This window comes from Imhoffiella purpurea (assembly GCF_000585215.1).
GTDB classification, from domain to species: domain Bacteria; phylum Pseudomonadota; class Gammaproteobacteria; order Chromatiales; family Chromatiaceae; genus Imhoffiella; species Imhoffiella purpurea.
Window position 1 is genome coordinate 55,358 of the sequence record NZ_AONC01000006.1, and the last position, 23,701, is coordinate 79,058.

At 66.3% G+C, this 23,701-nt stretch carries 24 protein-coding genes; 6 read left to right on the top strand and 18 right to left on the bottom strand.

Going from position 1 to position 23,701, the window contains the following annotated elements; translation table 11 throughout:
* Window positions 1–4: 4 nt before the first annotated feature.
* The gene (gene ureG / locus D779_RS02675) at window positions 5–625 is read right to left on the bottom strand and encodes an urease accessory protein UreG (protein WP_043749112.1); all 621 of its coding nucleotides are present in this window, start codon (window positions 623–625) and stop codon (window positions 5–7) included.
* 317 nt (window positions 626–942) lie between these two features.
* Window positions 943–1,512: a GNAT family N-acetyltransferase gene (locus D779_RS02680; protein WP_043749016.1), complete on the bottom strand. Its 570-nt coding sequence runs from the start codon at window positions 1,510–1,512 to the stop codon at window positions 943–945.
* A gap of 377 nt (window positions 1,513–1,889) precedes the next feature.
* On the opposite strand from D779_RS02680, the gene D779_RS02685 reads away from it, so the two are divergent.
* Window positions 1,890–2,084 (top strand): hypothetical protein, encoded by a 195-nt coding sequence (locus D779_RS02685; protein ID WP_157726301.1) that lies wholly within the window; start codon window positions 1,890–1,892, stop codon window positions 2,082–2,084.
* Window positions 2,085–2,191: 107 nt separating this feature from the next.
* The gene (locus D779_RS02690; protein WP_052347741.1) at window positions 2,192–2,710 is read left to right on the top strand and encodes a hypothetical protein; all 519 of its coding nucleotides are present in this window, start codon (window positions 2,192–2,194) and stop codon (window positions 2,708–2,710) included.
* Between the two features lie 259 nt (window positions 2,711–2,969).
* On the opposite strand, the gene D779_RS02695 is transcribed toward D779_RS02690, so the two are convergent.
* Window positions 2,970–3,668 carry an urease accessory protein UreF gene (locus D779_RS02695; protein ID WP_198295652.1) on the bottom strand — a complete coding sequence of 233 codons (699 nt, stop codon included), beginning with the start codon at window positions 3,666–3,668 and terminating at the stop codon, window positions 2,970–2,972.
* Window positions 3,634–4,095 carry an urease accessory protein UreE gene (gene ureE, locus D779_RS02700; protein ID WP_043749025.1) on the bottom strand — a complete coding sequence of 154 codons (462 nt, stop codon included), beginning with the start codon at window positions 4,093–4,095 and terminating at the stop codon, window positions 3,634–3,636. Before ureE ends, D779_RS02695 begins: the two co-directional genes overlap by 35 nt.
* 198 nt (window positions 4,096–4,293) lie before the next feature.
* On the opposite strand from ureE, the gene D779_RS02705 reads away from it, so the two are divergent.
* Complete coding sequence (locus D779_RS02705) at window positions 4,294–4,908, top strand: hypothetical protein (RefSeq protein ID WP_043749027.1); 615 nt, start codon at window positions 4,294–4,296, stop codon at window positions 4,906–4,908.
* A 63-nt stretch (window positions 4,909–4,971) separates the two neighbouring features.
* On the opposite strand, the gene ureC is transcribed toward D779_RS02705, so the two are convergent.
* The 14 genes from ureC to argE form a co-directional block, all read right to left on the bottom strand.
* Complete coding sequence (gene ureC, locus D779_RS02710) at window positions 4,972–6,675, bottom strand: urease subunit alpha (protein WP_043749029.1); 1,704 nt, start codon at window positions 6,673–6,675, stop codon at window positions 4,972–4,974.
* Window positions 6,676–6,920: 245 nt separating this feature from the next.
* On the bottom strand, window positions 6,921–7,829 hold the full coding sequence (locus D779_RS02715) for a nucleotidyl transferase AbiEii/AbiGii toxin family protein (RefSeq protein ID WP_081763291.1): 909 nt from the start codon (window positions 7,827–7,829) through the stop codon (window positions 6,921–6,923).
* Window positions 7,826–8,434, bottom strand: coding sequence for a type IV toxin-antitoxin system AbiEi family antitoxin domain-containing protein (locus tag D779_RS02720; RefSeq protein WP_043749032.1), 609 nt, complete (start codon window positions 8,432–8,434; stop codon window positions 7,826–7,828). The genes D779_RS02715 and D779_RS02720 overlap by 4 nt, the downstream gene beginning before the upstream one ends.
* 95 nt (window positions 8,435–8,529) lie before the next feature.
* The gene (locus D779_RS02725; protein WP_043749033.1) at window positions 8,530–8,835 is read right to left on the bottom strand and encodes an urease subunit beta; all 306 of its coding nucleotides are present in this window, start codon (window positions 8,833–8,835) and stop codon (window positions 8,530–8,532) included.
* Window positions 8,836–8,876: 41 nt separating this feature from the next.
* Complete coding sequence (gene ureA, locus D779_RS02730) at window positions 8,877–9,179, bottom strand: urease subunit gamma (RefSeq protein ID WP_043749037.1); 303 nt, start codon at window positions 9,177–9,179, stop codon at window positions 8,877–8,879.
* A gap of 19 nt (window positions 9,180–9,198) precedes the next feature.
* The gene (locus D779_RS02735; RefSeq protein ID WP_081763292.1) at window positions 9,199–10,062 is read right to left on the bottom strand and encodes an urease accessory protein UreD; all 864 of its coding nucleotides are present in this window, start codon (window positions 10,060–10,062) and stop codon (window positions 9,199–9,201) included.
* A gap of 102 nt (window positions 10,063–10,164) precedes the next feature.
* Window positions 10,165–11,382 (bottom strand): MFS transporter, encoded by a 1,218-nt coding sequence (locus D779_RS02740; protein ID WP_043749041.1) that lies wholly within the window; start codon window positions 11,380–11,382, stop codon window positions 10,165–10,167.
* Between the two features lie 192 nt (window positions 11,383–11,574).
* A complete protein-coding gene (gene urtE, locus D779_RS02745; RefSeq protein WP_232424048.1) occupies window positions 11,575–12,330 on the bottom strand; it encodes an urea ABC transporter ATP-binding subunit UrtE in 756 nt (251 codons plus the stop codon).
* Window positions 12,308–12,667 (bottom strand): type II toxin-antitoxin system TacA family antitoxin, encoded by a 360-nt coding sequence (locus D779_RS23255; RefSeq protein ID WP_408605990.1) that lies wholly within the window; start codon window positions 12,665–12,667, stop codon window positions 12,308–12,310. Before D779_RS23255 ends, urtE begins: the two co-directional genes overlap by 23 nt.
* The gene (gene urtD, locus D779_RS02755) at window positions 12,651–13,505 is read right to left on the bottom strand and encodes an urea ABC transporter ATP-binding protein UrtD (protein WP_043749045.1); all 855 of its coding nucleotides are present in this window, start codon (window positions 13,503–13,505) and stop codon (window positions 12,651–12,653) included. The genes D779_RS23255 and urtD overlap by 17 nt, the downstream gene beginning before the upstream one ends.
* Window positions 13,502–14,587 (bottom strand): urea ABC transporter permease subunit UrtC, encoded by a 1,086-nt coding sequence (urtC, locus tag D779_RS02760; RefSeq protein ID WP_043749048.1) that lies wholly within the window; start codon window positions 14,585–14,587, stop codon window positions 13,502–13,504. Before urtC ends, urtD begins: the two co-directional genes overlap by 4 nt.
* A gap of 6 nt (window positions 14,588–14,593) precedes the next feature.
* On the bottom strand, window positions 14,594–16,234 hold the full coding sequence (gene urtB, locus D779_RS02765) for an urea ABC transporter permease subunit UrtB (protein WP_043749052.1): 1,641 nt from the start codon (window positions 16,232–16,234) through the stop codon (window positions 14,594–14,596).
* A gap of 203 nt (window positions 16,235–16,437) precedes the next feature.
* Window positions 16,438–17,730, bottom strand: coding sequence for an urea ABC transporter substrate-binding protein (gene urtA / locus D779_RS02770; RefSeq protein WP_043749055.1), 1,293 nt, complete (start codon window positions 17,728–17,730; stop codon window positions 16,438–16,440).
* Window positions 17,731–18,002: 272 nt separating this feature from the next.
* Window positions 18,003–19,175 carry an acetylornithine deacetylase gene (gene argE / locus D779_RS02775; RefSeq protein WP_043749057.1) on the bottom strand — a complete coding sequence of 391 codons (1,173 nt, stop codon included), beginning with the start codon at window positions 19,173–19,175 and terminating at the stop codon, window positions 18,003–18,005.
* Window positions 19,176–19,321: 146 nt separating this feature from the next.
* On the opposite strand from argE, the gene D779_RS02780 reads away from it, so the two are divergent.
* From D779_RS02780 to D779_RS02790, 3 genes are all read left to right on the top strand, one after another.
* Window positions 19,322–20,431: a peptidase C39 family protein gene (locus D779_RS02780; protein ID WP_043749060.1), complete on the top strand. Its 1,110-nt coding sequence runs from the start codon at window positions 19,322–19,324 to the stop codon at window positions 20,429–20,431.
* Entirely contained in the window at window positions 20,424–21,929 is a 1,506-nt protein-coding gene (locus D779_RS02785; RefSeq protein ID WP_043749065.1) for a RimK family protein, read from the top strand. The genes D779_RS02780 and D779_RS02785 overlap by 8 nt, the downstream gene beginning before the upstream one ends.
* A gap of 239 nt (window positions 21,930–22,168) precedes the next feature.
* A complete protein-coding gene (locus D779_RS02790) occupies window positions 22,169–23,641 on the top strand; it encodes an RsmB/NOP family class I SAM-dependent RNA methyltransferase (RefSeq protein ID WP_052347745.1) in 1,473 nt (490 codons plus the stop codon).
* Window positions 23,642–23,701 lie beyond the last annotated feature (60 nt).

Sequence of the window (23,701 nt, forward strand, 5' to 3'; positions counted from 1 at the left end):
CGCGTCAAGGACGCCGCTGGTCGAGCATCCCCTGCTCGAGGACGAAATCGACGACCGCGTCGAGTCCCTCGCCCGACTTGAGGTTGGTGAAGACGAAGGGGCGCTCGCCGCGCATGCGCCGCGAGTCCCGCTCCATGACCTCCAGAGAGGCGCCGACATGGGGCGCGAGGTCGATCTTGTTGATGACCAGCAGGTCCGAGCGGGTGATGCCCGGGCCGCCCTTGCGCGGGATCTTCTCGCCCTCTGCCACGTCGATGACGTAAAGGGTCAGATCGGCCAGCTCGGGGCTGAAGGTGGCGCTCAGGTTGTCGCCGCCGCTCTCGACGAACACCAGATCCAGGTCGGGGAAGCGCCGCTGCAGGTCCTCCACCGCGGCCAGGTTCATGGAGGCGTCCTCGCGGATGGCGGTGTGCGGACAGCCGCCGGTTTCGACGCCGAGGATGCGCTCTGCCGGGAGCGCCTGGCTGCGGATCAGGAACTCGGCGTCCTCGCGGGTGTAGATGTCGTTGGTGACCACCGCGATCTGGTAGCGGTCGCGCAGACGCTTGCAGAGCAGGTCGAGCAGGGCGGTCTTGCCGGAGCCCACCGGGCCTCCGACACCGACGCGCAGGGGGGACTGACTCATTTGATGCTCCTCGGGCGGAGAACGGCCGTCTCCGCGCCATGGCTGGGTGATGGCGTTCGCGACGCTTCGCCGACGTTGCCGGCTAATGTACATGGTGGAAGGCCAACTCGATATCTTCTAGATCGCCGCGCAAGCGTTGTGCCTCTCTGTACCTTTGGGCAGGTAACGGTTCGGGTCCGGGGCGGGCGCGATGTCCATCACGCCTCCCACTCCACGCAGGAACGCCTTTGAGATGTTTGGTTACACTAGCCTTCAAATCGGATTTCAACAATAAAATATTGATTTTTATATTTTTTATTGTTATTCGGAATAGCGGTCTAGCTTGCCTGTTCGAGCGCGCGCCACCTCTCCCGCGAGAGCCGATACAAGCAGTGCTCCCGAACCAGGCTTTCGGCGGGAACGGCCGGATGTTCGAAGGTGGCGGATTCCTCGACCATCCCGAGCCGCTCCATGACGTTCCTCGAACGTCGATTGCGAGCGGCGGTGAAAGAGACGATTTCGGAGAGTCCGATCCCTTCGAAGCCAACCTGCAAGGCTCCTTGGGCGGCCTCCGTTGCGAAGCCCTGTCCCCAATACGCATGCGCAAGCCGCCACCCGATCTCGACGCAGGGTGAGAAGGGCAGCTCTGGAATGGGTACGTGCAGCCCCACGAATCCGATGAATTCTCCGCTTCCCTTGATTTCCGTCGCCCAGAACCCCCAGCCGCGCTCGGCGATCAGCGCCTCACAGCGATCAGCTATGGCATCGCTCTCGGATCGATCGAGAGACGATGGAAAGAATTCCATGACCCGTGGGTCGGCGTTGACCGCGGCGAAGGGCGCCCTGTCTTTCGGTTGCCACTGGCGGAGGCGGAGTCGAGGCGTTTCGAATTCGATTGGGGTGATCATCGTGGATAATATATCCGTTCCTTTTCCGCGTTCCTTTTCCGCGTTCCTTATTCCGGGTGTTGTCGGAGTTGGCACGAATTCCTTCGCGCCCCCCAGCCGTCACCGCTGTGTGATATGTCCTCAAGAATCCTAATGCCGTAGCTGAAGAGTCGGCCCCGGGTGTGCTAGTCTCCTTTCGAGATCAGTGAATTCGAACGCTGTCAAGCGTCTGATCGCAGTATCCTGTGTTTCCTCAAAGGATGCGCACCGCAGGGCGGGGCTTCGATGTTCGAAGGCGCCCGTTCTCGCAACCGACGATGAATTCCGCCTCGTGGGGTTCCTAACCCTCGGGGTTTTTTGTCTTGGGCGTCACCTACGTCCACGCGAGGAGCTTCGCCATGACCCGATCGGAAGCCGCCAGAAATATCTTGAATATGCGGGCGTTTCGCCGCCAAGTGACGGCCTCGCCAGAGGCTGCGCGCCAAGCCCTCAAGGATGCCGGGATCATGACCGAGGAGGGGCGGATTGCCGCGCCCTACAAGGCGCTCTTCGAGCGTGAAACCAGCAAGTGTACCGAAGAAACCCAAGCATAGTCTTCGGGTTTCATGCGACGACGGCCGAGACGGCCAGAGCGCTCGTCGAGCGTCCTGAGACCCCATTCAGGCCCAGCGAGAACGATTACGATTGGCTGGGATATGGGATGTACTTTTGGGAGAACAGCGTTCATCGCGCCGAGCGGTTTGCGAAGGATCTCCGGATTCGGGATGCCGTGGTGGTCGGGGCGGCGCTCGACTTGGGACATTGCCTGGATCTGACGGACAGCGAGGCGCTCGCCTATCTGGCGAGTGCCTATCAGGTCCTCAGGGCCACGCTGGGTAAGGTCGGCATACCTTTGCCGGAGAACAGGTCTCCCAAATCCTGTACCAGCGGCGACCTTCTGCTTCGCAAGCTCGACTGTGCGGTGATCAACTTTCTCCATTCGCAACGCGACAGAGCTTGGCGTGACCGCGTGGCCGACGGACACGAGCCGGAAGAGCCGCCCTACGATTCGGTTCGCGGCGTCTTCTGGGAGGGCGACGATCTTTACCCGGGAGCTGGTTTCAAGGAGAAGAACCACATCCAGCTTTGCATCCGCAATCCGAACTGCATCAAGGGATTCTTCTATCCGAGGAACAGTGTGCAGTGGCCCCTGCCTGAAAATGCCTCGCTAGAGCGGTAGCCGTTGGGCGATATCCCGCCGGAGACGCCCTCGTTCCTGACTCTCCTCTCCCGTTCCGCAAAGCCCCATCACCAGACCTCGAGCCGACTGGCGAAGAGATCGAGTCCGGGGATGCGGACCTCGTCCCTGGCGGTTTCGAGCTACTGGGCGCGCCAGGTCCCGTCGCCCGGAATGGTCGCGCGCTTGATCTTGTCCTCAATGTCCACCGGCCATGCTTGCTGGGTCTCCAGACCATCCTCGTCGAGAGCGGCGGTTCGGCTCAGGACCGGAACAACCGGGTGTACTGGGTCTCGTGCAGGCTGCTGGCGATGGCGAGCGCGGGCGCGCCGGCGCCGATCTCCGCGTCCTCGACGGCGAGCGCACGGTCGATGGCGCGCGGGACGGACTGGATCAGCCGGGCGAGCGTCCGCTGGCCCTGGGTCTGGCCGAGCGGGACGATCTTGACGGCGGCGATCACCAGATTCTCCAGCCAGCTCCAGGCATAGGCGAGCAGCGTGCGGCGCGGGTCGATGTCCCAGCGGGCGGCAGCGTAGGCGAAGCCGGCCGCCTGGGCCCGGGCGATCGCCGGCTTGCGGTCCGCGGCGCCCTCCACCTCCAGAGACACCAGCAGGTCGGCCAGGGCGCGGCCCCGGTTGGATTCCTCGTCGCGCAGCTCGCGGGTCTCGCGGCTGGCGAGCAGCAGGTCGGTCCAGTCCGTCATGGCGCAATCGTCGCTCGCGAGCGCCGCGGCGTGCAGCCGGGCGACCAGCGGCAGGTCGAGTCTGGCCATCTGGTTGCGCAGTTGGTCCCCCAGCCATCCTTCCAGGTCGGCCGGGCTGCGTACCCAGCCGCATTCGACGGCCCACTCGATCCCCTGCGAATAGCTGAACGCGCCGGTCGGCAGTGTCGGACTCGCCAGGTGCAGCAGCCGCAGCAGGGTCAGGTCAGCCATCATGATGATGCCGATGGTCGTGCGCATGATGGCCGGCCCCGTAGGCCCCTGGCTCGGGCTCGAAGGGCGCCTGCTCCAGTCCGACCTCGAGCCCCAGTCCGCGCAGCATGGCGTCCAGGACGTGGTCGTGCGGGTAGCTCAGACGTCCCGGTCCGATCTGCAGGGCGACGTGACGGTTGCCCAGGTGATAGCAGGCTCGGGCGAACAGCAGGGGATCGTCGCAGCGCACGCAGGACAGGGCCTCGTCTCCGGCGCGGACGCGAACTGCCAGTCCGTCCTCCGAGATCAGAGAGTCGCCGTCGCGCAGGCAGATTCCCCGTTCGAGGAAGATGCCGGCCTCGCGGCCGTCGTCGAGCAGGACGCGCAGCCGGCTGCGAATCCTTTGGTCGTAGGTGAGGGTCAATGAGACGCCGGTGTCGACGGCCTGGTCTGACTTGCGTGTGAGACGGATCATGGATATCCGGAGTGGTTGAATGTCTTGGACCCCTATGGTCCGCGTCCGGGGGGCGATTGCCAAGTGGTTCCATGCTCCAGATTTCGATCGCCATCTGTTTTCTAGGTATGGCGCCGAGTCGCGGTTATGCTTCGCGCCCCGGTCTAGGCGTTTGGGCCGGCATCTCCATTCCAATTTCACGATTCAAGAGGCAATCACATGTCCAATCTGGTGCTCGAGGACATCCTGAGACGTCTGCGCGAGACGCAGCGGGAGTTCGATCGGGAGCGCGATCGCATGCTCGAAGAGGGGCGCGATCGCTTCCGCTACGAACTGCGGCGCGGCAAGGTCGTCTTCGAGCGCAACGTGCGGCGTTTGCATCGGCAGCGGCGCATCGGCCTGTGGCGTTATATCAGGGATGCGCCGATCGCCTTCATCCTGACCGCACCCGTCATCTACGGCATGATCCTGCCCTTCGCGATCCTGGACCTGTCGATCACCCTCTATCAGAACGTCTGCTTCCGGGTCTACGGCATCCCCCTGGTCAGGCGCTCGGACTATCTGATCATCGACCGTCACCGCCTGCCCTATCTCAACCTGATCGAGAAGCTCAACTGCGTCTACTGCGGATACGGCAATCAGGTCCTGGAGTACGCCCGCGAGGTCTCCGCCCGCACCGAGCAGTTCTGGTGTCCCATCAAGCATGCCCGGCGCACCATGGATCCCCATCCGCGCACGCCCCATTTCGTCGATTACGGCGATGCCGACGGCTATCGCGAGGCCCTGCCGAGTCTGCGCAAGCAATGGCAGGAAGAGCCTGTGCTGCAGTCGTGAGAGGCAGCTTCCAGCCTTCAGCTGCCAGCCTCCAGCCATACAATCTCGCTGGCAGCGGGTAGCTCAGAACAGAAAATACCGCTGCGCCATCGGCAGGACGGTCGCCGGTTCGCAGACCAGCAGCTCGCCGTCGGCGCGGACCTGGTAGGTCTGGGGATCGACCTCGATCCGGGGCAGGTAGTCGTTCAGCACCATGTCCTTCTTCTTGAGGTCTCGGCAGCCCTTGACGACGCCGATCCGGCTCTGCAGACCGATGGCGTCCTGCACGCCGGTCGCCACGGCCGACTGCGACAGGAAGGTCATGCGGGTCGCCGTGCGCGCGCCGCCGAGCGCGCCGAACATGGGCCGGTAGTGCACCGGCTGAGGCGTCGGGATGGAGGCGTTGGGATCCCCCATGGGCGCGCCCACGATCATGCCGCCCTTGATGATGAGGCTCGGCTTGGCGCCGAAGAAGGCCGGCTTCCAGAGCACCAGGTCGGCGAGCTTGCCGACCTCGACCGAGCCGACCTCGTGGGCGATGCCGTGGGCGATGGCCGGGTTGATGCTGTATTTGGCGATGTAGCGCCGGGCGCGCAGGTTGTCGTGCTCGGCCGGGTCGCCCTTCAGGCTGCCGCGCTGGACCTTCATCTTGTGGGCGGTCTGCCAGGTGCGGGTGATGACCTCGCCGACCCGGCCCATGGCCTGCGAATCGGATGCGATCATCGAGAAGGCACCCAGGTCGTGGAGGATGTCCTCGGCGGCGATGGTCTCGCGGCGGATGCGCGACTCGGCGAAGGCCACGTCCTCGGCGATGCTCGGGTCCAGGTGATGGCAGACCATGAGCATGTCCAGGTGCTCGTCGACCGTGTTGACCGTATAGGGTCGGGTCGGATTGGTCGAGGAGGGCAGGACGTTGGGCTCGCCGCAGGCCTTGATGATGTCCGGTGCATGGCCGCCGCCGGCGCCTTCGGTGTGGTAGGTGTGGATGGTGCGGCCCTTGAAGGCGGCCATGCTGTGCTCGACGAAGCCGGACTCGTTGAGGGTGTCGGTGTGGATGGCGACCTGGACGTCCATCCGCTCGGCGACGTCGAGACAGCAGTCGATGGCGGCCGGCGTGGTGCCCCAGTCCTCGTGCAGCTTGAGCCCGATGGCACCGGCGCGGACCTGTTCCTCCAGCGCTTGCGGCAGACTGGCGTTGCCTTTGCCGAGAAAGCCCAGGTTCATGGGCAGGGCGTCGGCGGCCTGGAGCATGCGGTGGATGTTCCATGGGCCCGGCGTGCAGGTGGTGGCGTTGGTGCCGGTCGCGGGACCCGTGCCGCCGCCGAGCATGGTGGTGACGCCGGACATGAGGGCGTCCTCGACCTGCTGCGGACAGATGAAATGGATGTGCGAGTCGATTCCGCCCGGCGTGAGGATCTGGCCCTCACCGGCGATGGCCTCGGTGCCCGGACCGATGACGATGTCGACCCCGGCCTGGGTGTCCGGATTGCCGGCCTTGCCGATCCCGGTGATGCGTCCGTTCTTGATGCCGATGTCGGCCTTGACCACGCCCCAATGGTCGAGGATGAGTGCGTTGGTGATGACGACGTCGACCACCTCGTCCGCGATCCGCTGGGACTGTCCCATGCCGTCGCGGATGACCTTGCCGCCGCCGAACTTGACCTCGTCCCCATAGACCGTGTAATCGCGCTCGACCTGGATCCAGAGATCCGAATCCGCGAGCCGCACCCGGTCGCCCGTCGTCGGGCCGTACATCTCCGCATAGGCCTGCCGGCCGATCTTTGCCATTGCTCAGTGTCCAGATTTGCGTTGATAGAGGGGTTGTCGATCAGCCCGCCCGCTCGGCGGGCTTGGGTCAGCAGACATCGAAACGCCTGCGTTGCAGCCCTTGCTCGGTCTCTCGAGTCTGAGGTCGGCGTAGATGCGATCCAGGCTGGATGCGTGTTGGTCGCGAATCGCGCGAACCTCGTCCAGGATGCGGCTACTCATGTTCATCTCCGATCAGTGATGAATGGACCCGTACCGGATCCGCGTCACTTCCAACCTGCTCCGCTCCTCCATGAGGACGACCATCCTTCTCCCGAAACTGCGGCACTCAAAGGTGCGCCGAAGAACTGCCGGAGCAGCGACAGCACGACATCCAGCTCGATCGGCTCCAGTGCGTTCTTTCCGAGGAAGGCGCGCCATTGGATCTGTTTCTGGCCGTCCGACGCGAATTCCTCCGACAAACCGAAGGGCATGCCGGCAGGGATCGGCGTGGCCCGTCGGTCGAATGTCGCTCGGATCGCCTGGGTCAAGATGGCACCCTCGAACTCCGAATGGGTCGCCAGTACCCAGAGATCGAAATAGTCCTTCATGCGACTGTTGGCGATGCCGAGGGACGTCAGCGCCTCCAGCTTCTCGGCGATGACCGTGTAGCGCGGGTAGGCTCGAAGCCGAGGGGCGGGCAGATCCGGCAGCATGGTCGGATAGTCGACCAGTTCGGGGGGCGGGGTAACCGCGTCGCCAAAACCCACGTCGATCTGCACCGGGCAGCGGGCGCCGGCGAGCCGCCCAACCAGGGTAATGCGGATGCCTCCGTAGTTGGCCTCCTTGCGGATCTCGCTGGCCGAGACCGTTTCGGGCTGAAAGCGGATGCCGTCGTCGGGTTCGCCAGGGAGGGTGCAGAGCTCGGTGAAGAGGGTCTCCAGGGCCGAGACCTCGGCGGAACCAAAACCCAGCAGGTCGGCATCGCGCGTCGGGCGATGGGGAATGTCGAACCAGAGATCGAACAGCAGGGCGCCCTTGAGCAGGAAACGCTCGGCATGTGCCGAGGAACCCAGGCGGTACAGAAGCCGCTCCAGTGCGTACCGAGTCAGGATCAGGTTGAAGTCCTGGCCCTCGGCCTTCGCCTTCTTCAGCAGACGGGCTCGGATCGATGCGCCGATGTCGGGTCCACTCATGCCAGGCTCTCCAGGTACGGCCGCATGACGTTGGCAACCCGATTCAGCCGGGCATAGCGCCACAGTTCGTCGATGCTCGCGCGACGGCTGCCCCCTGGCTGACCCAGGGTCTCCTTCAGCGCCTCCAACGCGACATCCAGACCAATCTTGTTGCGGTATTTGAAGCAGTCCGCCACGGTTCGAGCCACGTTCGTGATTCGCACGGGCACACCCTCGATCTCGTATTCATCGACCCCCTCGGTCATGCCCGCCTCCGAGAGGCGCACGATACGCAGCGGGGGATAGTCCGGTCTCGGGGCACGCGACTGGCCCGGGACGCCAAGCCAAACCTCGAAGGGAGCCTGGGTCGTCAGCTCATGGAAACGCAGCGCCGACAGGAGACAAACAAGGCTCCGCGGATGCTTGCGAGCGACCTCGGCCAAGGCCGAGTGCTCCGACACCGGCCGATCCGGCAGCGCATACAGCCCACGTCCGACCCGCTCCAGGCGACCCTGACGGACCAGCCGCGTCAGGGATACCCTCGGCAGACCATGAGCATCCAGATCGATAGGGCGGATGAGTCCCCGGTCCTGGGCAAGGGCAAGGATGGAATCCTGGGTGGTCATACTGGGAGAGTGTTCCGATTCTGATATAGATATCTATATTTTATGACATTTTGGAACATCTGCCGGTGACGATCATCTGTACTTGGCTCACATGACTACAAATGACCCATCACCTTGGCGTTGAAGCCGTAGACCTCGCGGTCACCGGCATAGGTGACGAGCTCGACGTCTCGGCCCTGGCCCGGCTCGAAGCGGACCGCCGTGCCCGCCGGGATGTTGAGCCGGTAGCCGCGCGCCTTCTCGCGGTCGAAGCGGAGTGCCGGGTTGGTCTCGTAGAAGTGATAGTGCGAGCCGACCTGGATCGGCCGGTCGCCGCTGTTCTCGACGCGCAGCATGATGGTGTCGCGTCCGGCGTTGATCTCGATCTCGCCGGGTGCGGCCACGACTTCGCCTGGAATCATGGTTGTCTCCACTGGAACTGAATTCGGTTGATCCGCATGCGTCAGACGATCGGCTCGTGCACCGTGACCAGCTTGGTGCCGTCGGGGAAGGTCGCCTCGACCTGGACCTCGTGGATCATCTCGGGCACGCCCTCCATCACCTCATCCCGCGTCAGCAGGGTGCGCCCGTAGTCCATCAGCTCGGCGACGCTCCGGCCGTCGCGCGCGCCCTCCAGGATGGCGGCGCTGATGAAGGCCATGGCCTCCGGATAGTTGAGCTTGAGGCCCCTGTCCCTGCGCCGCTCGGCCAGCAGGGCGGCGGTGAAGAGCAGCAGCTTGTCTTTCTCGCGTGGGGTGAGTTCCATGGTCGATCCTCGTGCTGTGTCAGGTGGCCCAGATGCGCGGCGCCTGGGCCGGGCGGCCGAGCAGCGGCTGGCGAATGCCTGCCCAGATGGCGGTCAGTCGGTTGCGGACCCGGTCGCTGGCGAGCCCCAGTGCGCGCACGATCAGCAGGTCCTCGATGCGGGTGATGCCGATCAGGGTGTCCGGGTCCGGCACCAGGGTCTCTCGGGCCAGTCTCAGGACGTCGTTGTCGGCGCCGGTTGCGATCAGGGTTGCGGTGACGGGCATGCCGCGCAGACCGCTGGGGCCGTCCAGGTCGTTCGCATCCTCGATGTTCAGCCGATCCCAGAGCAGCGGACGTCCGTCGCGTTCGATGCGCAATTGTAGGCTGGCACGGCCGGGATCCAGCCGCTCTCCGTTGCTCGGCAGGCCCAGACACTGGATCTCCCAGCCGATGAAGCGGGCGTCTCCATGCAGCTCGACCCGGGTGCTCAGGTGCGCGTTGCATCCGGGGAAGAGGATGTTCTCCTGCGGCAGCCATTCGAGGCCGGCGTCCCGGATCCGCAGACGCTGATGCTGCTCGGCGCGGGGTCCCAGACTGCGGTAGAACTTGGCCGCGCCCGGCGTGGTGATCATGGCCGAGGATCCGGGGTCGAGATCCAGTTCCACCTCGAGCCGGTCGCCGCCGACCAGTCCGCCGGGCGGATGGAGCAGGTAGAGATGGCAGAGGTCGCCCTCCGGATAGAAGGGACGCTGGACCGTCAATGGACCGCGCGCACTCCGTTTGGCCAGTACGGTGCGTGCGCCGCGACGGGCGAATCCGAGCGAGAGTCGGGCCTCCCAGCCCATGGGGGCCGCGTCTGCTGCCTCGCTCGGATGGGTATCGATGCTGAGCGGATGGGTCACGGGCGTTGGTCGGTCTGTCGGGTGACGGGGATCGCTTGGCTCCGATGGTCTGCACAATTCCCGGAACGGTCAAGGGGGATGACGGGACCGGACCTGGGCGGCTCATGCCCGGATCGAGCCGGTTCCCGGCTGCCGCCGAGTCCGGATCAGCCGGATCAGCGCCAGGATCAGGAGTCCGCCCAGCAGCCAGACCAGTGCCGGTCCCACCGTCACCAGTGCCGTGAGCTCGGTCCGGCTCGGCAGACCGCTGAGGTTGAGCCCGATGCGCAGGAAGGCGGCCGCGGCCAGCGTCGCGAACAGCAGTCCGGTGAAGGTCGCGGTCCGTCCTGGGCGTCCGGACTCGGCCGCCAGGCCGAAGGCGCTCGGCAGCGCGCTGCCCCAGCCGAGCCCGGCGAGCGCATAGCCGCCGACCGCCGCGCCGAGTCCGTCGAGCGTCGTCAGGGCCAGGCCGGTCGCGCCGGCCAGACAGCCGGCGATGAAGACCCGGGGGGCGCCCCAGCGTGCGCCGAGCTTGCCGGCGGCGAAGACCAGCAGGCTGAAGGCGACCCAGAAGACGGGCATCAGCCAGGGCAGGGCGCTCGGGTCGACCTCGCGCAGATAGCGGGGGCCGGCGTTGATGAAGACGCCGATCTGGAAGGCGAGCGATGCCAGAAGCAGTGCCGGGATCCAGCCCCAGGCGGGCAGGGGGCGCGGCGGTTCGGTCTCGGGTGCCGGTTCGGCTGGGGCGCGGCGCTCGGCGACCAGGATGCCGGAGCAGACGGCGAGCAGGGTCAGGCTGGAGAGGGCGAATGGCAGGCGCGGATCCATCTCGGCCAGGAGGGTGCCCAGATAGGGCGAGACGGCCGCCGCCAGCCCCATCCCGATCAGCGCCAGGCCGGCCAGCCGGGGAACGGCCGGGGTGGCGGCATGACGGGCGAGCAGGGCGAACAGCGGCGAGCGCAGAGCGGCCGAGGCGATCACCCAGACGGCCGTGACGCCGAGAAAGAGCGCCGGACCCGCATCGGCTCCGGGCAGCAGCGGCAGGGCCAGGAAGGCCGCACAGGAGATGGCCGTGAAGCCCAGCACCCAGTGCCCGATCCGGGCGTAGAGCCGGAAGGCCCGGTCCGCCAGGAAGCCGACCGCCACGTCGAAGCAGGCGAAGAGCGCCTGGTCGGCGAGCAGGATCCAGCCGGTCCAGCTGCGGGCGATGCCGACCGACTCCAGCAGTCCGGGTAGATAGACCGCATAAACGGTCCAGGTGAGCAGCAGCAGGAACTGCAGGACACCGAGATAGATCGCGAGTCCGTTCGAGGAACCTGTCCGAGGCTGGGCATCTGGCATGGGAGGCTCCCTCGTCTGCGGGTGGTGTGTTCCGGGCCGGGTATCCGCCGGGTTGCCATTGCGGTCACGCCGCACATGATCGGTCGGATCGACCCGGATGGGCTCGCTGCGGAAGATGGGGATGCGGATGGAGGGCCAGAAGGGCCTGGTGCAAGATGCGCGCGGAAACCCCGTTCCCGTGCCCGGCTCGGGTCAGACCGTCAGGTATTCGCGGACCAGTCCTTCGTCGAGTCCTTCCATGGGTCCGTTCGCCACGGCCCGGCCGCGGTCCAGGATGCAGAAGCGGTCGGCGACGCGGCGCGCGAACGGCAGCTTCTGCTCCACCAGGACGACGGTCAGACCCATCTCGCGATTGAGCCGGCGGATGATGTCCCCGATCTCGTGCACGATGTTGGGCTGGATGCCCTCTGTCGGCTCGTCGAGGATCAGCAGCTTGGGGTCGATCGCGAGTGCGCGGCCGATGGCGAGCTGCTGCTGCTGTCCGCCCGAGAGGTCGCCGCCGCGCCGGCCGAGCATCTGCTCGAGGACCGGGAAGAGGGCGAAGATCTCCTCCGGGATCCGGCGCCGGCCGTCCGGCCGTGCCCCGAGACCGATACGCAGATTCTCCTCGACCGTGAGCAGCGGGAAGATCTGGCGTCCCTGGGGGACGTAGCCGATCCCCAGTTCGGCGCGTCTCTCCGCCGACAGCCGCAGCAGATCCTGCCCGCGATAGGCGATGCGGCCGGACGCCACCGGCAGCAGCCCCATGATGCACTGGAGCAGGGTCGTCTTGCCCACCCCGTTGCGGCCCATGATGCAGGTACATCGGCCCTCGGGAACCTCGAGGTCCAGGTCCCAGAGCGTGTGGCTCTCGCCGTAGAACTGGTTGAGCCCCTGCATGCTCAGGAGCATGGCGTCCTTGGCCCTGTCATCGGGGGCTGCCCTTTCAGCTATTGGATCGCTTGTCATGAGGAATGACCGCGTTGGATGCCTTGGCACCTGTGCTCTGGTCCCAGGGGGCGGGGGTCGATAAGGTCTTGAGCAGACGCTCGTTTGGCGCTGGAGGGGCGTCGAGACGCGCTCGGAAGGCAGCGAAGGCATCGGGCTCGGCCCGAAGGAGTCTCTGATCGATCATGCGACTTTCCTCGGGCCTGATACGCTGGTTCAGCGTCTGGCCGTTCGTTCCGGTGTCTTCCGCTGTGGGCATGCTGGGATACCTGGTGCAGGTGCGGCCTGGGATGCTGTATTGACATTGTTTGATTCTCGCTTCCGGATAGGCAAGGGGGGCGTCAGGCCATGGGGCCATGCACGTCCTCGCCGCCCAGATACACCTCGATCACACGAGGGTCGTTCTGGACCTCGTCCATGGTGCCTTCGGCGAGTACGCGGCCCTGATGTAGCACCGTGACCTTGTTGGCGATGGAGCGCACGAAGTCCATGTCGTGCTCCACGACCACCACCGAGTGTTTGCCGGCGAGCGAGGTCAGGAGCTCGGCGGTGCGGTCCATCTCCTGGTGGGTCATGCCGGCGACCGGCTCGTCGACCAGCAGCAGGTGCGGGGCCTGCATCAGCAGCATGCCGATCTCCAGCCACTGCTTCTGGCCGTGCGAGAGCGCGCCGGCGCGCCGGGTTCGATGCTCCTGCAGACCGATGGTCTCCAGCACCTCCTCGATGCGGGTCCGCTGCTCGGGGGTGATGCGCGCCCTCAGGGTCGGCCAGACGCGCTTGTCGGCGGCCATGGCCAGCTCCAGGTTCTCGAACACCGTGAGCGGCTCGAAGACGCTGGGTTTCTGGAACTTGCGTCCGATGCCGACGCTGGCGATCTCGGGTTCGGACAGACGCAGCAGGTCGATGGTCTGGCCGAACCAGGCGGTGCCCGTGTCGGGCCGCGTCTTGCCGGTGATGATGTCCATCATGGTCGTCTTGCCGGCGCCGTTCGGCCCGATGATGCAGCGCAGCTCGCCCGCGTCGATGTAGAGATTGAGCCCGTCGATGGCGCGGAAGCCGTCGAAGCTGACCGAGATGTCCTCCAGATAGAGGAGCGTGCCGTGGCTGGTGTTCAGCTCCAGGCTGAGGTCGGGGCGCGTCAGGTCCCAGGCCCGATTGCGGAGGAGACCTTGGCGCAGTCTGTCGAGCGTCTTCATGCCTGGACCTCCTTGCGGCGCATCAGGCCGGCGATGCCCTGCGGCAGGAAGAGGGTCACCAGCACGAAGAGCCCGCCCAGGGCGAACAGCCAGGCGTCCGGCATGACCCCGGTGAGATAGGTCTTGCCGTAGTTGACCAGCAATGCGCCCAGCACCGCGCCGTAGAGCGTGGCGCGCCCGCCGATGGCGACCCAGACCACGATCTCGATCGAGTTGAGCGGCGAGAATTCGCCCGGGTTGATGATGCCGACCTGAGGCACGTAGAGCGCCCCGGCGATCCCGGCGAGCACGGCCGAGAAGGTGAAGATCCAGAGCTTCACCTGCTCGACCCGGTAGCCGATGAAGCGGGTGCGGCTCTCGGCGTCGCGGATGGCGACGGCGACCCGTCCCAGTTTGGAGTTGACCAGATAGCGGCAGGCCAGATAGCCGCCGGCGAGTGCCAGCGCGCTGGCGATGAAGAGCCCGATCCGGGTCGCGTCCGATTGCAGATCGAATCCCAGCAGATCCTTGAAGTCGGTCAGGCCGTTGTTGCCGCCGAATCCCATCTCGTTGCGGAAGAAGGCCAGCATCAGGGCGTAGGTCAGGGCCTGGGTGATGATGGACAGATAGACCCCGGTGACGCGCGAGCGGAAGGTGAGCCAGCCGAAGACGAAGGCCAGGGTCCCGGGCACCAGGATCACCATGAGGGCGGCGAACCAGAACATGTCGAAGCCGTGCCAGAACCAGGGCAGCTCGTGCCAGTTGAGGAAGACCATGAAGTCCGGCAGATCCGGGTTGCCGTAGACGCCGCGGTCGCCGATCTGGAGCATCAGATACATGCCCATGGCATAGCCGCCGAGGGCGAAGAAGGCGCCGTGTCCCAGGCTGAGGATGCCGAGATAGCCCCACACCAGGTCCACCGCGACGGCCAGCAGGGCATAGGTCAGATACTTGCCGAGCAGGGTCACCGTGTAGGTGGAGACATGCAGCGGGCTGTCCGCGGGGACCGCCAGGTTGAGGATGGGGACCAGGAGGGTCGTGACCGCCAGCAGGGCCAGGAAGATCCGGCCGCCGCGATCCAGATGCAGTGCCTCGAGTCGCATGGTCGGTCAGGCCTCCGCCGCCCGGCCCTTCTGCGGGAAGAGTCCGCGCGGGCGTTTCTGGATGAAGAGGATAATGAAGACCAGGACCAGGATTTTGGCCAGCACGGCCCCGGCCCAGGGCTCCAGGAACTTGTTGACGACGCCGAGCGACATGCCCGCGACCAGGGTCCCCCAGAGATTCCCGACCCCGCCGAAGACCACCACCATGAAGGAGTCGATGATGTAGCTCTGCCCCAGATTGGGTCCCACGTTGGTGAGCTGGCTGAGCGCCACGCCGGCGACGCCCGCGATCCCGGATCCCAGACCGAAGGTCAGGGCGTCGACCCGCGCCGAGCGCACCCCCATGGCCCGCGCCATGGCGCGGTTCTGGGATACCGCACGCACCTGCAGACCCAGCGCCGTTCTGCGCATCACCAGATAGAGCGCGGCGAAGACGATCAGACAGAAGGCGATGATGACCATGCGGTTCATGGTCAGGGAGAGGACGCTGTTGATCTGCCAGGCGCCCGACATCCACTCCGGATTGGCGACCGGCACGTTCTGGGGCGAGATGAGGGTGCGCACCAGCTGCTGCAGCACCAGGCTGATGCCGAAGGTCGCGAGCAGGGTCTCGAGCGGCCGGCCGTAGAGGAAGCGGATCACGCCCCGTTCGATGAGGATGCCGACCGCCCCCGAGACGAGGAAGGCCGCCGGGACGGCGATCAGGACGGAGGCCCCGATGTGATCCGGCATCAGCTGCTGGACGATGTAGGTGGTATAGGCGCCGAGCATGATGAGCTCGCCGTGGGCCATGTTGATGACCCCCATGACGCCGAAGGTGATGGCCAGCCCGATCGCCGCCAGGACCAGGACCGATCCCAGGCTGAGGCCGAAGAAGAGGGTCTCGGCCAGGCTGTAGAGCTGGAGCTTGAATTCGATGCTGTCCGTCGCCCGCTGCGCGGCCTGGCGCACCTCGGGGTCCGGGTCGGTGTCGATCAGGCGCCGGATGGAGCCGCGCACGGCCGGATGCAGGGTGCCTTTCAGTTCGGCCAGCGAGGCGATCCGGGCCTCGGGGTCCGGGCTCTCCAGATCGCCGAGCGCGATCGCGGTGGTCATGGCCTCGCGCACCTCCGCGTCCGGTTCGTTCGGCATGCGTGCGCGCAGCAGATCCAGACCCTCGGCGTCCAGATTGGCGATCATCTCGGTGACGCCCGACAGACGGACCGCCGGATCCGGGTGCGAGAGATCCAGTCCGGCGATGGCCGAACGCAGCTGGCTGCGCAGTCGGTTGTTGATGCGGACGCGTTTGAGCTCGCGCTTGGAGGCGACGCTTCCGGCCGGCTCTCCGGTGAGTGGGTCGAGGAGATCGTAGCCGTCCGTGCCTCTGGCCGCGACGACCAGGGTCCGGTCGGACTTGCGCAGATAGAGATCGCTCCCCTGCAGCGCCAGAAGCAGCTTGCGTGCCTGGGGATCGCCGCTGGCGGCGACGAGCGCCACGCCCTCCTCGAGGCTGGCGAACCGGTTCTCGGCGATCAGCGCGGCGCCCCGCTGAAAGTCGGCCGGATCGGCGAAGGCGGTCGGAATCAGGGCGATCAGCAGGAGTCCGGCGATCAGGCCGGCTCGCCATCCGCCGGTTCCGCCGCCGCGGCTGAGACATCTGACTGGCATAGCGGGCCCTCGGACCGCGTCCCGGTCGCCGGGGCTCGGTCATGGATGTGTTGGGTTGCGGGATGGTTGAGGAGCTCGGCGCCGGGCGGAGAACCGGCGCCAGCCCACCCAGGGACACGCTGGATTGCATGACAGCGCGACCCGTGACTCGGTCCGTCCCGGTCCGGCCGGTCGGCCGGATTCGGATCGGTCGTGCTACGGGATCAGTAGTTCTGACCGGAGCACTTCTTGGTGACGCGGTTGTAGTTGCCGCAGGAGATTGGCGGCGTCCAGTCGGCGACGATGTCCTTGCTGCCCGGCAGATAGTCGGACCAGGCGTCTCCGGGCACCTCTTCCTCGGTCTCCCAGACCACGGCGAACTGGCCGTCGTCCTGGATCTCGCCGATCAGCACCGGCTTGGTGATGTGATGGTTCTTGAGCATCACCGCCTTGCCGCCGGTCAGGTTGGGCGTCTCCAGCCCGATGATGGCTTCGGCCACCTTGTCGGGATCGGTGCTGCCGGCCTTCTCGACCGCCTTCACCCAGAGATTGAAGCCGATGTAATGGGCCTCCATGGGGTCGTTGGTGACGCGCTTGTCGTCCTTGATGAAGTCGTGCCAGGTGTCGATGAATGCCTCGTTCTCGGGCGTATCGACGCTCATGAAATAGTTCCAGGCCGCGAGATGGCCGACCAGCGGGCCGGTGTCGATGCCCGAAAGCTCCTCTTCGCCCACCGAGAAGGCGACCACAGGGATATCCTCGGAGGAGATGCCCTGGTTGCCCAGCTCCTTGTAGAAGGGCACGTTGGCGTCGCCGTTGATGGTCGAGACCACGGCGGTCTTCTTGCCGGTGGAGCCGAATTTCTTGATATCCGAGACGATGCTCTGCCAATCGGAATGACCGAATGGCGTGTAGTTGAGCATGATGTCCGCGTCCGAGACGCCCTTGGCCTTGAGATAGGCCTCCAGGATCTTGTTGGTGGTGCGCGGATAGACATAGTCCGTGCCCGCCAGGACCCAGCGTTCCACGCCCAGGTCGTTCATCAGATAGTCGACCGCCGGGATCGCCTGCTGGTTGGGCGCGGCGCCGGTGTAGAAGACGTTCTTGGAGGACTCCTCGCCCTCGTACTGCACCGGATAGAAGAGCAGGCCGTTCAGCTCCTCGAACACCGGCAGTACCGATTTGCGCGAGACCGAGGTCCAGCAGCCGAAGACGGCCGCGACCTTGTCCTTCGCCAACAGCTCGCGCGCCTTTTCGGCGAACAGCGGCCAGTTGGAGGCCGGATCCACCACCACGGGCTCCAGCTTCTTGCCGAGCAGCCCGCCCTTCTCGTTCTGCTCGTCGATCAGCATCAGCATGGTGTCCTTCAGCGTGGTCTCGCTGATGGCCATGGTGCCCGAGAGCGAATGCAGTATTCCCACCTTGATGGTGTCGGCGGCCGAGGCCATCGACGCGAAACCGATCGAGAGTGCGGCGGCCAGGACGGCGGCCGAGGCGCGAGACTTGGTTATCGACATGGACGCATATCTCCTGCTGGATGGGTTCGAGCGCATGGTCTCGAATGCCTTAAGCAGGTGGCGTGCCAGTTTTTCGGGTTTCGTTCGGCTTGGTGGGGGAATGTCGGCATATCCGCACTCGAGGGGATTCGATTGCCCTCTATGGGTGCCGGGTGGAATGGCTGCTGGGCGATTATGGTGCGATCGGTTATTGGATGCGCACCAAATTGGGACTCTTGGGTGTCGGAGATCCAGGTCTGGGTGGAGTCCGGGGGCGGATTCGGCTCTCGGGGTCAGTCTGGTGCCTTGGGGTGGGACATGCAGAATCGCTGGATCAATGAGCGCAGGATGCCCAGCATGGGATCGATGCGATCGAGCGCCAGATACTCGTCCGGCTGGTGGGCCTGGGCGATGTCGCCCGGGCCGAGCACCAGGGTGTCCATCCCCAGCTGGTTGAGGAAGGGGGCCTCGGTGCCGAAATTGACCGCTTCGGCGGCGTGTCCGGTCAGCGCCTCGCAGGCCCGGACGATGTCCGCGTCGGCCGGGGTCTCGGCGGGCGGGATGGCCTCGAACAGCGGCTCGACCGACCATTGGAGGCCGCGCCGATCACCCACCTCGGCCACCCGGCGCGCCAGTTCGGCGCGCAGATCGGCCGGGTCCTGTCCCGGCAGCACCCGCAGGTCGAGATGCAGCTCGCATTCGCCGCAGATGCGGTTCGGGTTGTCGCCGCCGTGGATGTGGCCCAGATTGATCGTGGGATGGGGCACCTTGAAGGCCGGGTGGTGGTGGTCGCGCTGCAGCGCCTCGCGCATCGCCAGCACCGAGGCCAGCACCTGATGCATGCCTTCCAGGGCGTTGTTGCCCAGGCTCGGGTCGCTGGCATGGCCGCTGCGCCCGATCAGCCGCACCGACTCGCCCATGACGCCCTTGTGCATCCGCACCGGACGCAGCCCAGTGGGCTCGCCGATGACCGCATGGCGGCCGAGCGGCCGTCCGGCGGCGACCAGCGCGCGCGCCCCGTGCATGGCCGACTCCTCGTCCGCCGTGGCCAGGATCATGAGCGGGCGGTCGAGATCCTTGGCCGAGAGCCCCCGCGCCGCCTCCAGGGCCAGGGCGAAGAAGGACTTCATGTCCGCGATCCCGAGTCCGTAGTAACGGCCGTCGGCCTCGGTCAGCGCGAGCGGGTCGTGGCTCCAGAGCGGGGCGTCGAAGGGGACCGTGTCCGTGTGTCCTGACAGCACCAGGCCGCCCGGCCCGCTGCCCAGCGTGCCGAGCAGGTTGAACTTGTCCGGATGGCCCGGGATGGGGAGGATCTCGGCGCGGAATCCGGCCGACTCCAGCCAGCCGGCCAGCAGCTCGACGAGCGGGCGGTTGCTGCAATCGAAATCGGGGGTGACGCTGCTGACCGAGAGCGTGCCGACGAGCTCGGCGAGCATGGTGACGAGTGGCGGTGCCTGATCGGTCATGGTGGTATGGGTCTCTTGCGCTGGCCGGCTTGCATTTTGACGGCCGCTCTGTAGATTGCTCCCAGCTTATTCCTCTGTCCGGTCCGTCGCCAGTGCCGCCCCCTTCCATCGCTCGATCCCTCTCGTCGACTCAGTGCGATCCGCTCGTGCGTCCCGCCGTGCTGAGCGATCTCGGCGCCCTGCTCCGGCTCGAGAACGCCTGTTTCGAGACCGACCGCATCAATCGGCGCCAGTTCCGCTATCTGCTGACCCGGGGACGCGCCCGCACCCTGATCGCCGAGGCGGACGGCGCGCTGCTCGGTTACGTCCTGCTGCTGTTCAGCCGCGCGACCTCGGTGGCCCGCATCTATTCGATCGCGGTCTCCGAGCAGGCGCGGGGCCGGGGTGTCGGCCGCATGCTGGTGAAGGCCGCCGAGGAGGCCGCCTGGGAAGAGGACCGCGCCTATCTGCGCCTGGAGATCCGGCGCGACAACCTGGCCTCCCAGGCGCTGTTCGAGGGCGCCGGCTACCGGCGTTTCGGGGTCCTCTCGGACTATTACGAGGACCACATGGAGGCGCTGCGCTACGAGAAGACCCTCTCCCCCGGCCTTCAGGCCGAGCTGAAACGGGTGCCCTTCTACGAGCAGACCCTGGACTTCACCTGCGGACCCTCCTCGCTGATGATGGCGATGCAGGCGCTGCGGCCCTCGCTGGAGCTCAATCGCACCCTGGAGCTGCGCATCTGGCGCGAATCGACCACCATCTTCATGACCTCGGGGCACGGCGGCTGCGGGCCGCTCGGACTGGCCCTGGCGGCCCATCATCGCGGCTTCGCGGTCGAGGTCTTCGTCAACGACACGGGCGTGCTGCTGGTGGACTCGGTGCGCAGCCCGGAGAAGAAAGAAGTGATGCGCCTGGTCCAGGAGGACATGCTGGCCGAGGCGGGCGGGCTCGGGATCCCCATCAACTACGAGACGCTCGGCATCGAGGACCTGCAGAGGCGCTGGGACGGCGGTGCCGTGCCCCTGGTGCTCATCAGTTCCTACCGCATCTATCAGGAAAAATTCCCCCACTGGGTCGTGGTCACGGGCTTCGACGAGCACTTCGTCTACGTCCACGACCCCTATGTCGACTACGACAACGGAGAGACCTCCCTGGACTCCATGGACATGCCGATACAACGCGACGAATTCAGCCGCATGGCCCGCTATGGCCGGGTCGGGCTGCAGGCCGTGGTCCTGGTCCACGAGCCCGAGGGACGCGAGCGTCATGGCTGAGCATCTGCTCCTGGTCGAACAGCAGGGCGACTGGAAGCCCGGCTTTCCGCGTCTTCCGGTGGTGACGGCGCGGGACTATCTTGCCGGCGGCGAGCTGGCGGCCAAGCGCGACCTTCGGGTCATCAATCTCTGCCGCAGCTACCGCTATCTCTCGGTCGGCTACTACTGCTCCCTGCTCGCCGAGGCGCGCGGACACAAGGTCATCCCCAGCGTGCGCACCATGCAGGAGCTCTCCAGCCGCGAGCTCTACGGCTTGGCGACCGAGGAGCTGGACGCGCTGGCCCAGCGGCTGTTGGCGCGGCGCAAGACCTCGGCCCTGGTCCCGACCGCCTACGAGCTGACCATCTGCTTCGGTCATTGCGACGTCAAGGAGCTGCAGTCGCTCGCCAGCCTCATCTTCGAAACCTTCCGCTGTCCCATCCTCAAGGTGGAGTTCCGGCTGCAGGGGACCTGGCGCATCGGCGCCATCAAGGCGCTGCCCCTGGCCTCGGTTCCTTCGGAGGGCGAGGCGACCTTCTTCGGCTCCCTGGAGCGCTATCTGTCCAAGCGCTGGCGTCAGCCGAGGGCGCGTCTCTCCTATCGCTACGACCTCGCCATCCTCTACGATCCGGACGAGGATCTGCCGCCCTCGGACGCCAAGGCGCTGACCCGTTTCGTCAAGGCCGGCAAGGCGCTCGGCGTCAACGTCGAGCTCATCCAGCGCAAGGACTACGGAAGGCTCGCCGAGTACGACGCCCTCTTCATCCGCGAGACCACCCGCATCGGCCACCACACCTTCCGCTTCGCCAAGAAGGCCGACAGCGAGGGCATGGTGGTGATCGACGATCCGGACTCCATCCTGCGCTGCACCAACAAGGTCTATCTGGCCGAGCTGCTGGCCGCCCACCGCATCCCCAGGCCCAAGACCCTGGTGCTGCGCAAGGAGAACCTGCTCGACGCCGAGGCCCGGATCGGCTACCCGGTGGTGCTCAAGATCCCCGAGGGATCCTTCTCGCGCGGCGTCTTCAAGGCCGAGGACCGGACCGCCCTGACCCGAACGGCCACCAAGCTGTTCAAGGAGTCCGACCTCATCCTGGCCCAGGAGTATCTCTACACCCCCTTCGACTGGCGCATCGGTGTGCTGGGCCGCAAGCCCTTCTATGCCTGCAAGTATCTGATGAGCCGGAACCACTGGCAGATCGTCAAGCACGAGGCCGACGGCGGGCACGAGGAAGGGGGCTTCGAGACCCTGCCGGTGGAGTCCGTGCCCTCGGCGGTGATCAAGACCGCCCTGCGCGCGGCCGATCTCATCGGCGACGGTCTCTACGGCGTGGACCTCAAGGAGACGCCCTCCGGCCCCGTGGTGATCGAGGTCAACGACAACCCGAGCCTGGACGCCGACGTCGAGGACAAGGTGCTGGGCGACGCCCTCTATTCGCGCCTCATCGCCGAATTCGTCGCCCGCCTCGACCGCCGCCGCGAGGGCAAGCGCAAGAGCGGGGTCCAGGCCGAGACCTGACCGAGAGAAATTTTGAACCGCAAAGGCGCAAAGGGCGCAAAGTTGTGGAAATGGCAATCAGCCTGCGTGCCAGTGTAGGGCGCAATAGCGACAGCGTATTGCGCCGCATGGCAAGCGGCGGCGAACGATCGCCCATGCGCACCGATGGCATACCGCTCAATGCATCCGCTTCCCCTTTCTCTTCGCGCCTTTCGCGTCTTTGCGGTTCTATTGACCGTATCCAGGATCGACATAGAACGATGACACGACCCACCAGATCCGCCCGCAACAGCGAGGCGGCTTCCTGCACCCCCGAGGCCATCGCCGCCTCTCCGCTCGCCCGCTATCGCGATCTGATCGACGACTGGGACGCCTTCGCCGCCGCCCTGGGGCGCCCGCTGCCGACCTGCGTCTGGGCCAACCCCAGCCGGATCTCCCGAGACGAACTTGCACTCCTGATCGCCGAGGACGGATTAGCGTCCTCGCCCCAGCCCGGCCTGCCGCAGGCCCTGTCGCTGGCGCCCGGTGTGCGCACCGGACAACGCTGGTGGTACTGCGCCGGTCTGGCGCATGCCCAGGAGTCGGTGTCGCAGCTACCGGCGCAGCTGCTCGACCTTGAGCCCGGTCAGCGGGTGCTCGACATGTGCGCGGCGCCCGGTGGCAAGACGGCCCAGATCGCCTTCGCGCTCGGCAATCGCGGCACGGTCGTGGCCAACGACATCTCCTACATGCGCATCAAGGCGCTGCAGGGCAATCTGGACCGCCTGGGCCTGGTCAACGTCACTACCACCTGCCGCGACGCCTCCAACTGGCCGACGGCGAGCGGCCAGTTCGATCGCATCCTGGTCGACGCACCCTGTTCCAGCGAGGGAACCCTGAGACGCAATCCCTCGCTGCTCGCCCGGCTCGATCCGGCGAACGCCCAGCGGCTCGGGCCGCGCCAGCGGCTGCTGCTGCGCAAGGCGGTGCATCGTTGCCGGCCGGGCGGGCGGGTCGTCTATTCGACCTGCACCTTCTCGCCCGAAGAGAACGAGCTGGTCGTGGCCGACATCCTGGCCGAATTTCCCGGGACCTTGCGTCTGCTCCAGGTCTCGTTGCCGGGCTGGGAGACAAGCCCCGGCGTCACCCATTGGGACGGGCGCGATCTGGCGCCCGAACTGGCGCGCAGTCTGAGGTTCTGGCCGCATCGCAACGACAGCGGCGGATTCTTCATCGCCGTCCTGGAGAAGGATGCCTCCGCGCCCGCCGAGCCCGAGCCTGAACCGGCCCCGCTCGACGACGCCGACGGCGCCGAATGGCTTGAGGGCTTGAGGTCCAAATACGGACTGCCCGACGACTACTGGTCGGGCTATCGGGTCAACCGCCAGACCCGTCGCGGTCTGCACCTGATGGCGGCCGACCATGCGCCCCCGGCCCAGCCCCCGGCGGCCGGCAGCGGGCTCTTCTTCCATCGCACCAATGCCCGTCCGCCCAAGCCGACCACGGGCGGGGCCATGCTGTTCGGGCGAGACGTCGCGCAATTCGCGCTCGACCTTTCCGAGTCGCAGCGCGACGCCTATCTGCGTCGTGAAACTTTCGCCCCGACGCCGGATCAATGGGAGCAGTGCACCCCGGGTCAGGCGGTCGCCCGCTATCGCGGCCATGTTCTGGGGATCGCGGTCCTGCACCCCTCGGGCGTGATCGAGAGCCAGTTTCCGAGCCGCTGGAGCGCCAGCATGGCCGGGGCGGACTGAGGTCGGCGGGCCGCTCCAATCGCTCGCACCGGGTCCTGTTGGCCCATATGGAGGTCGAAG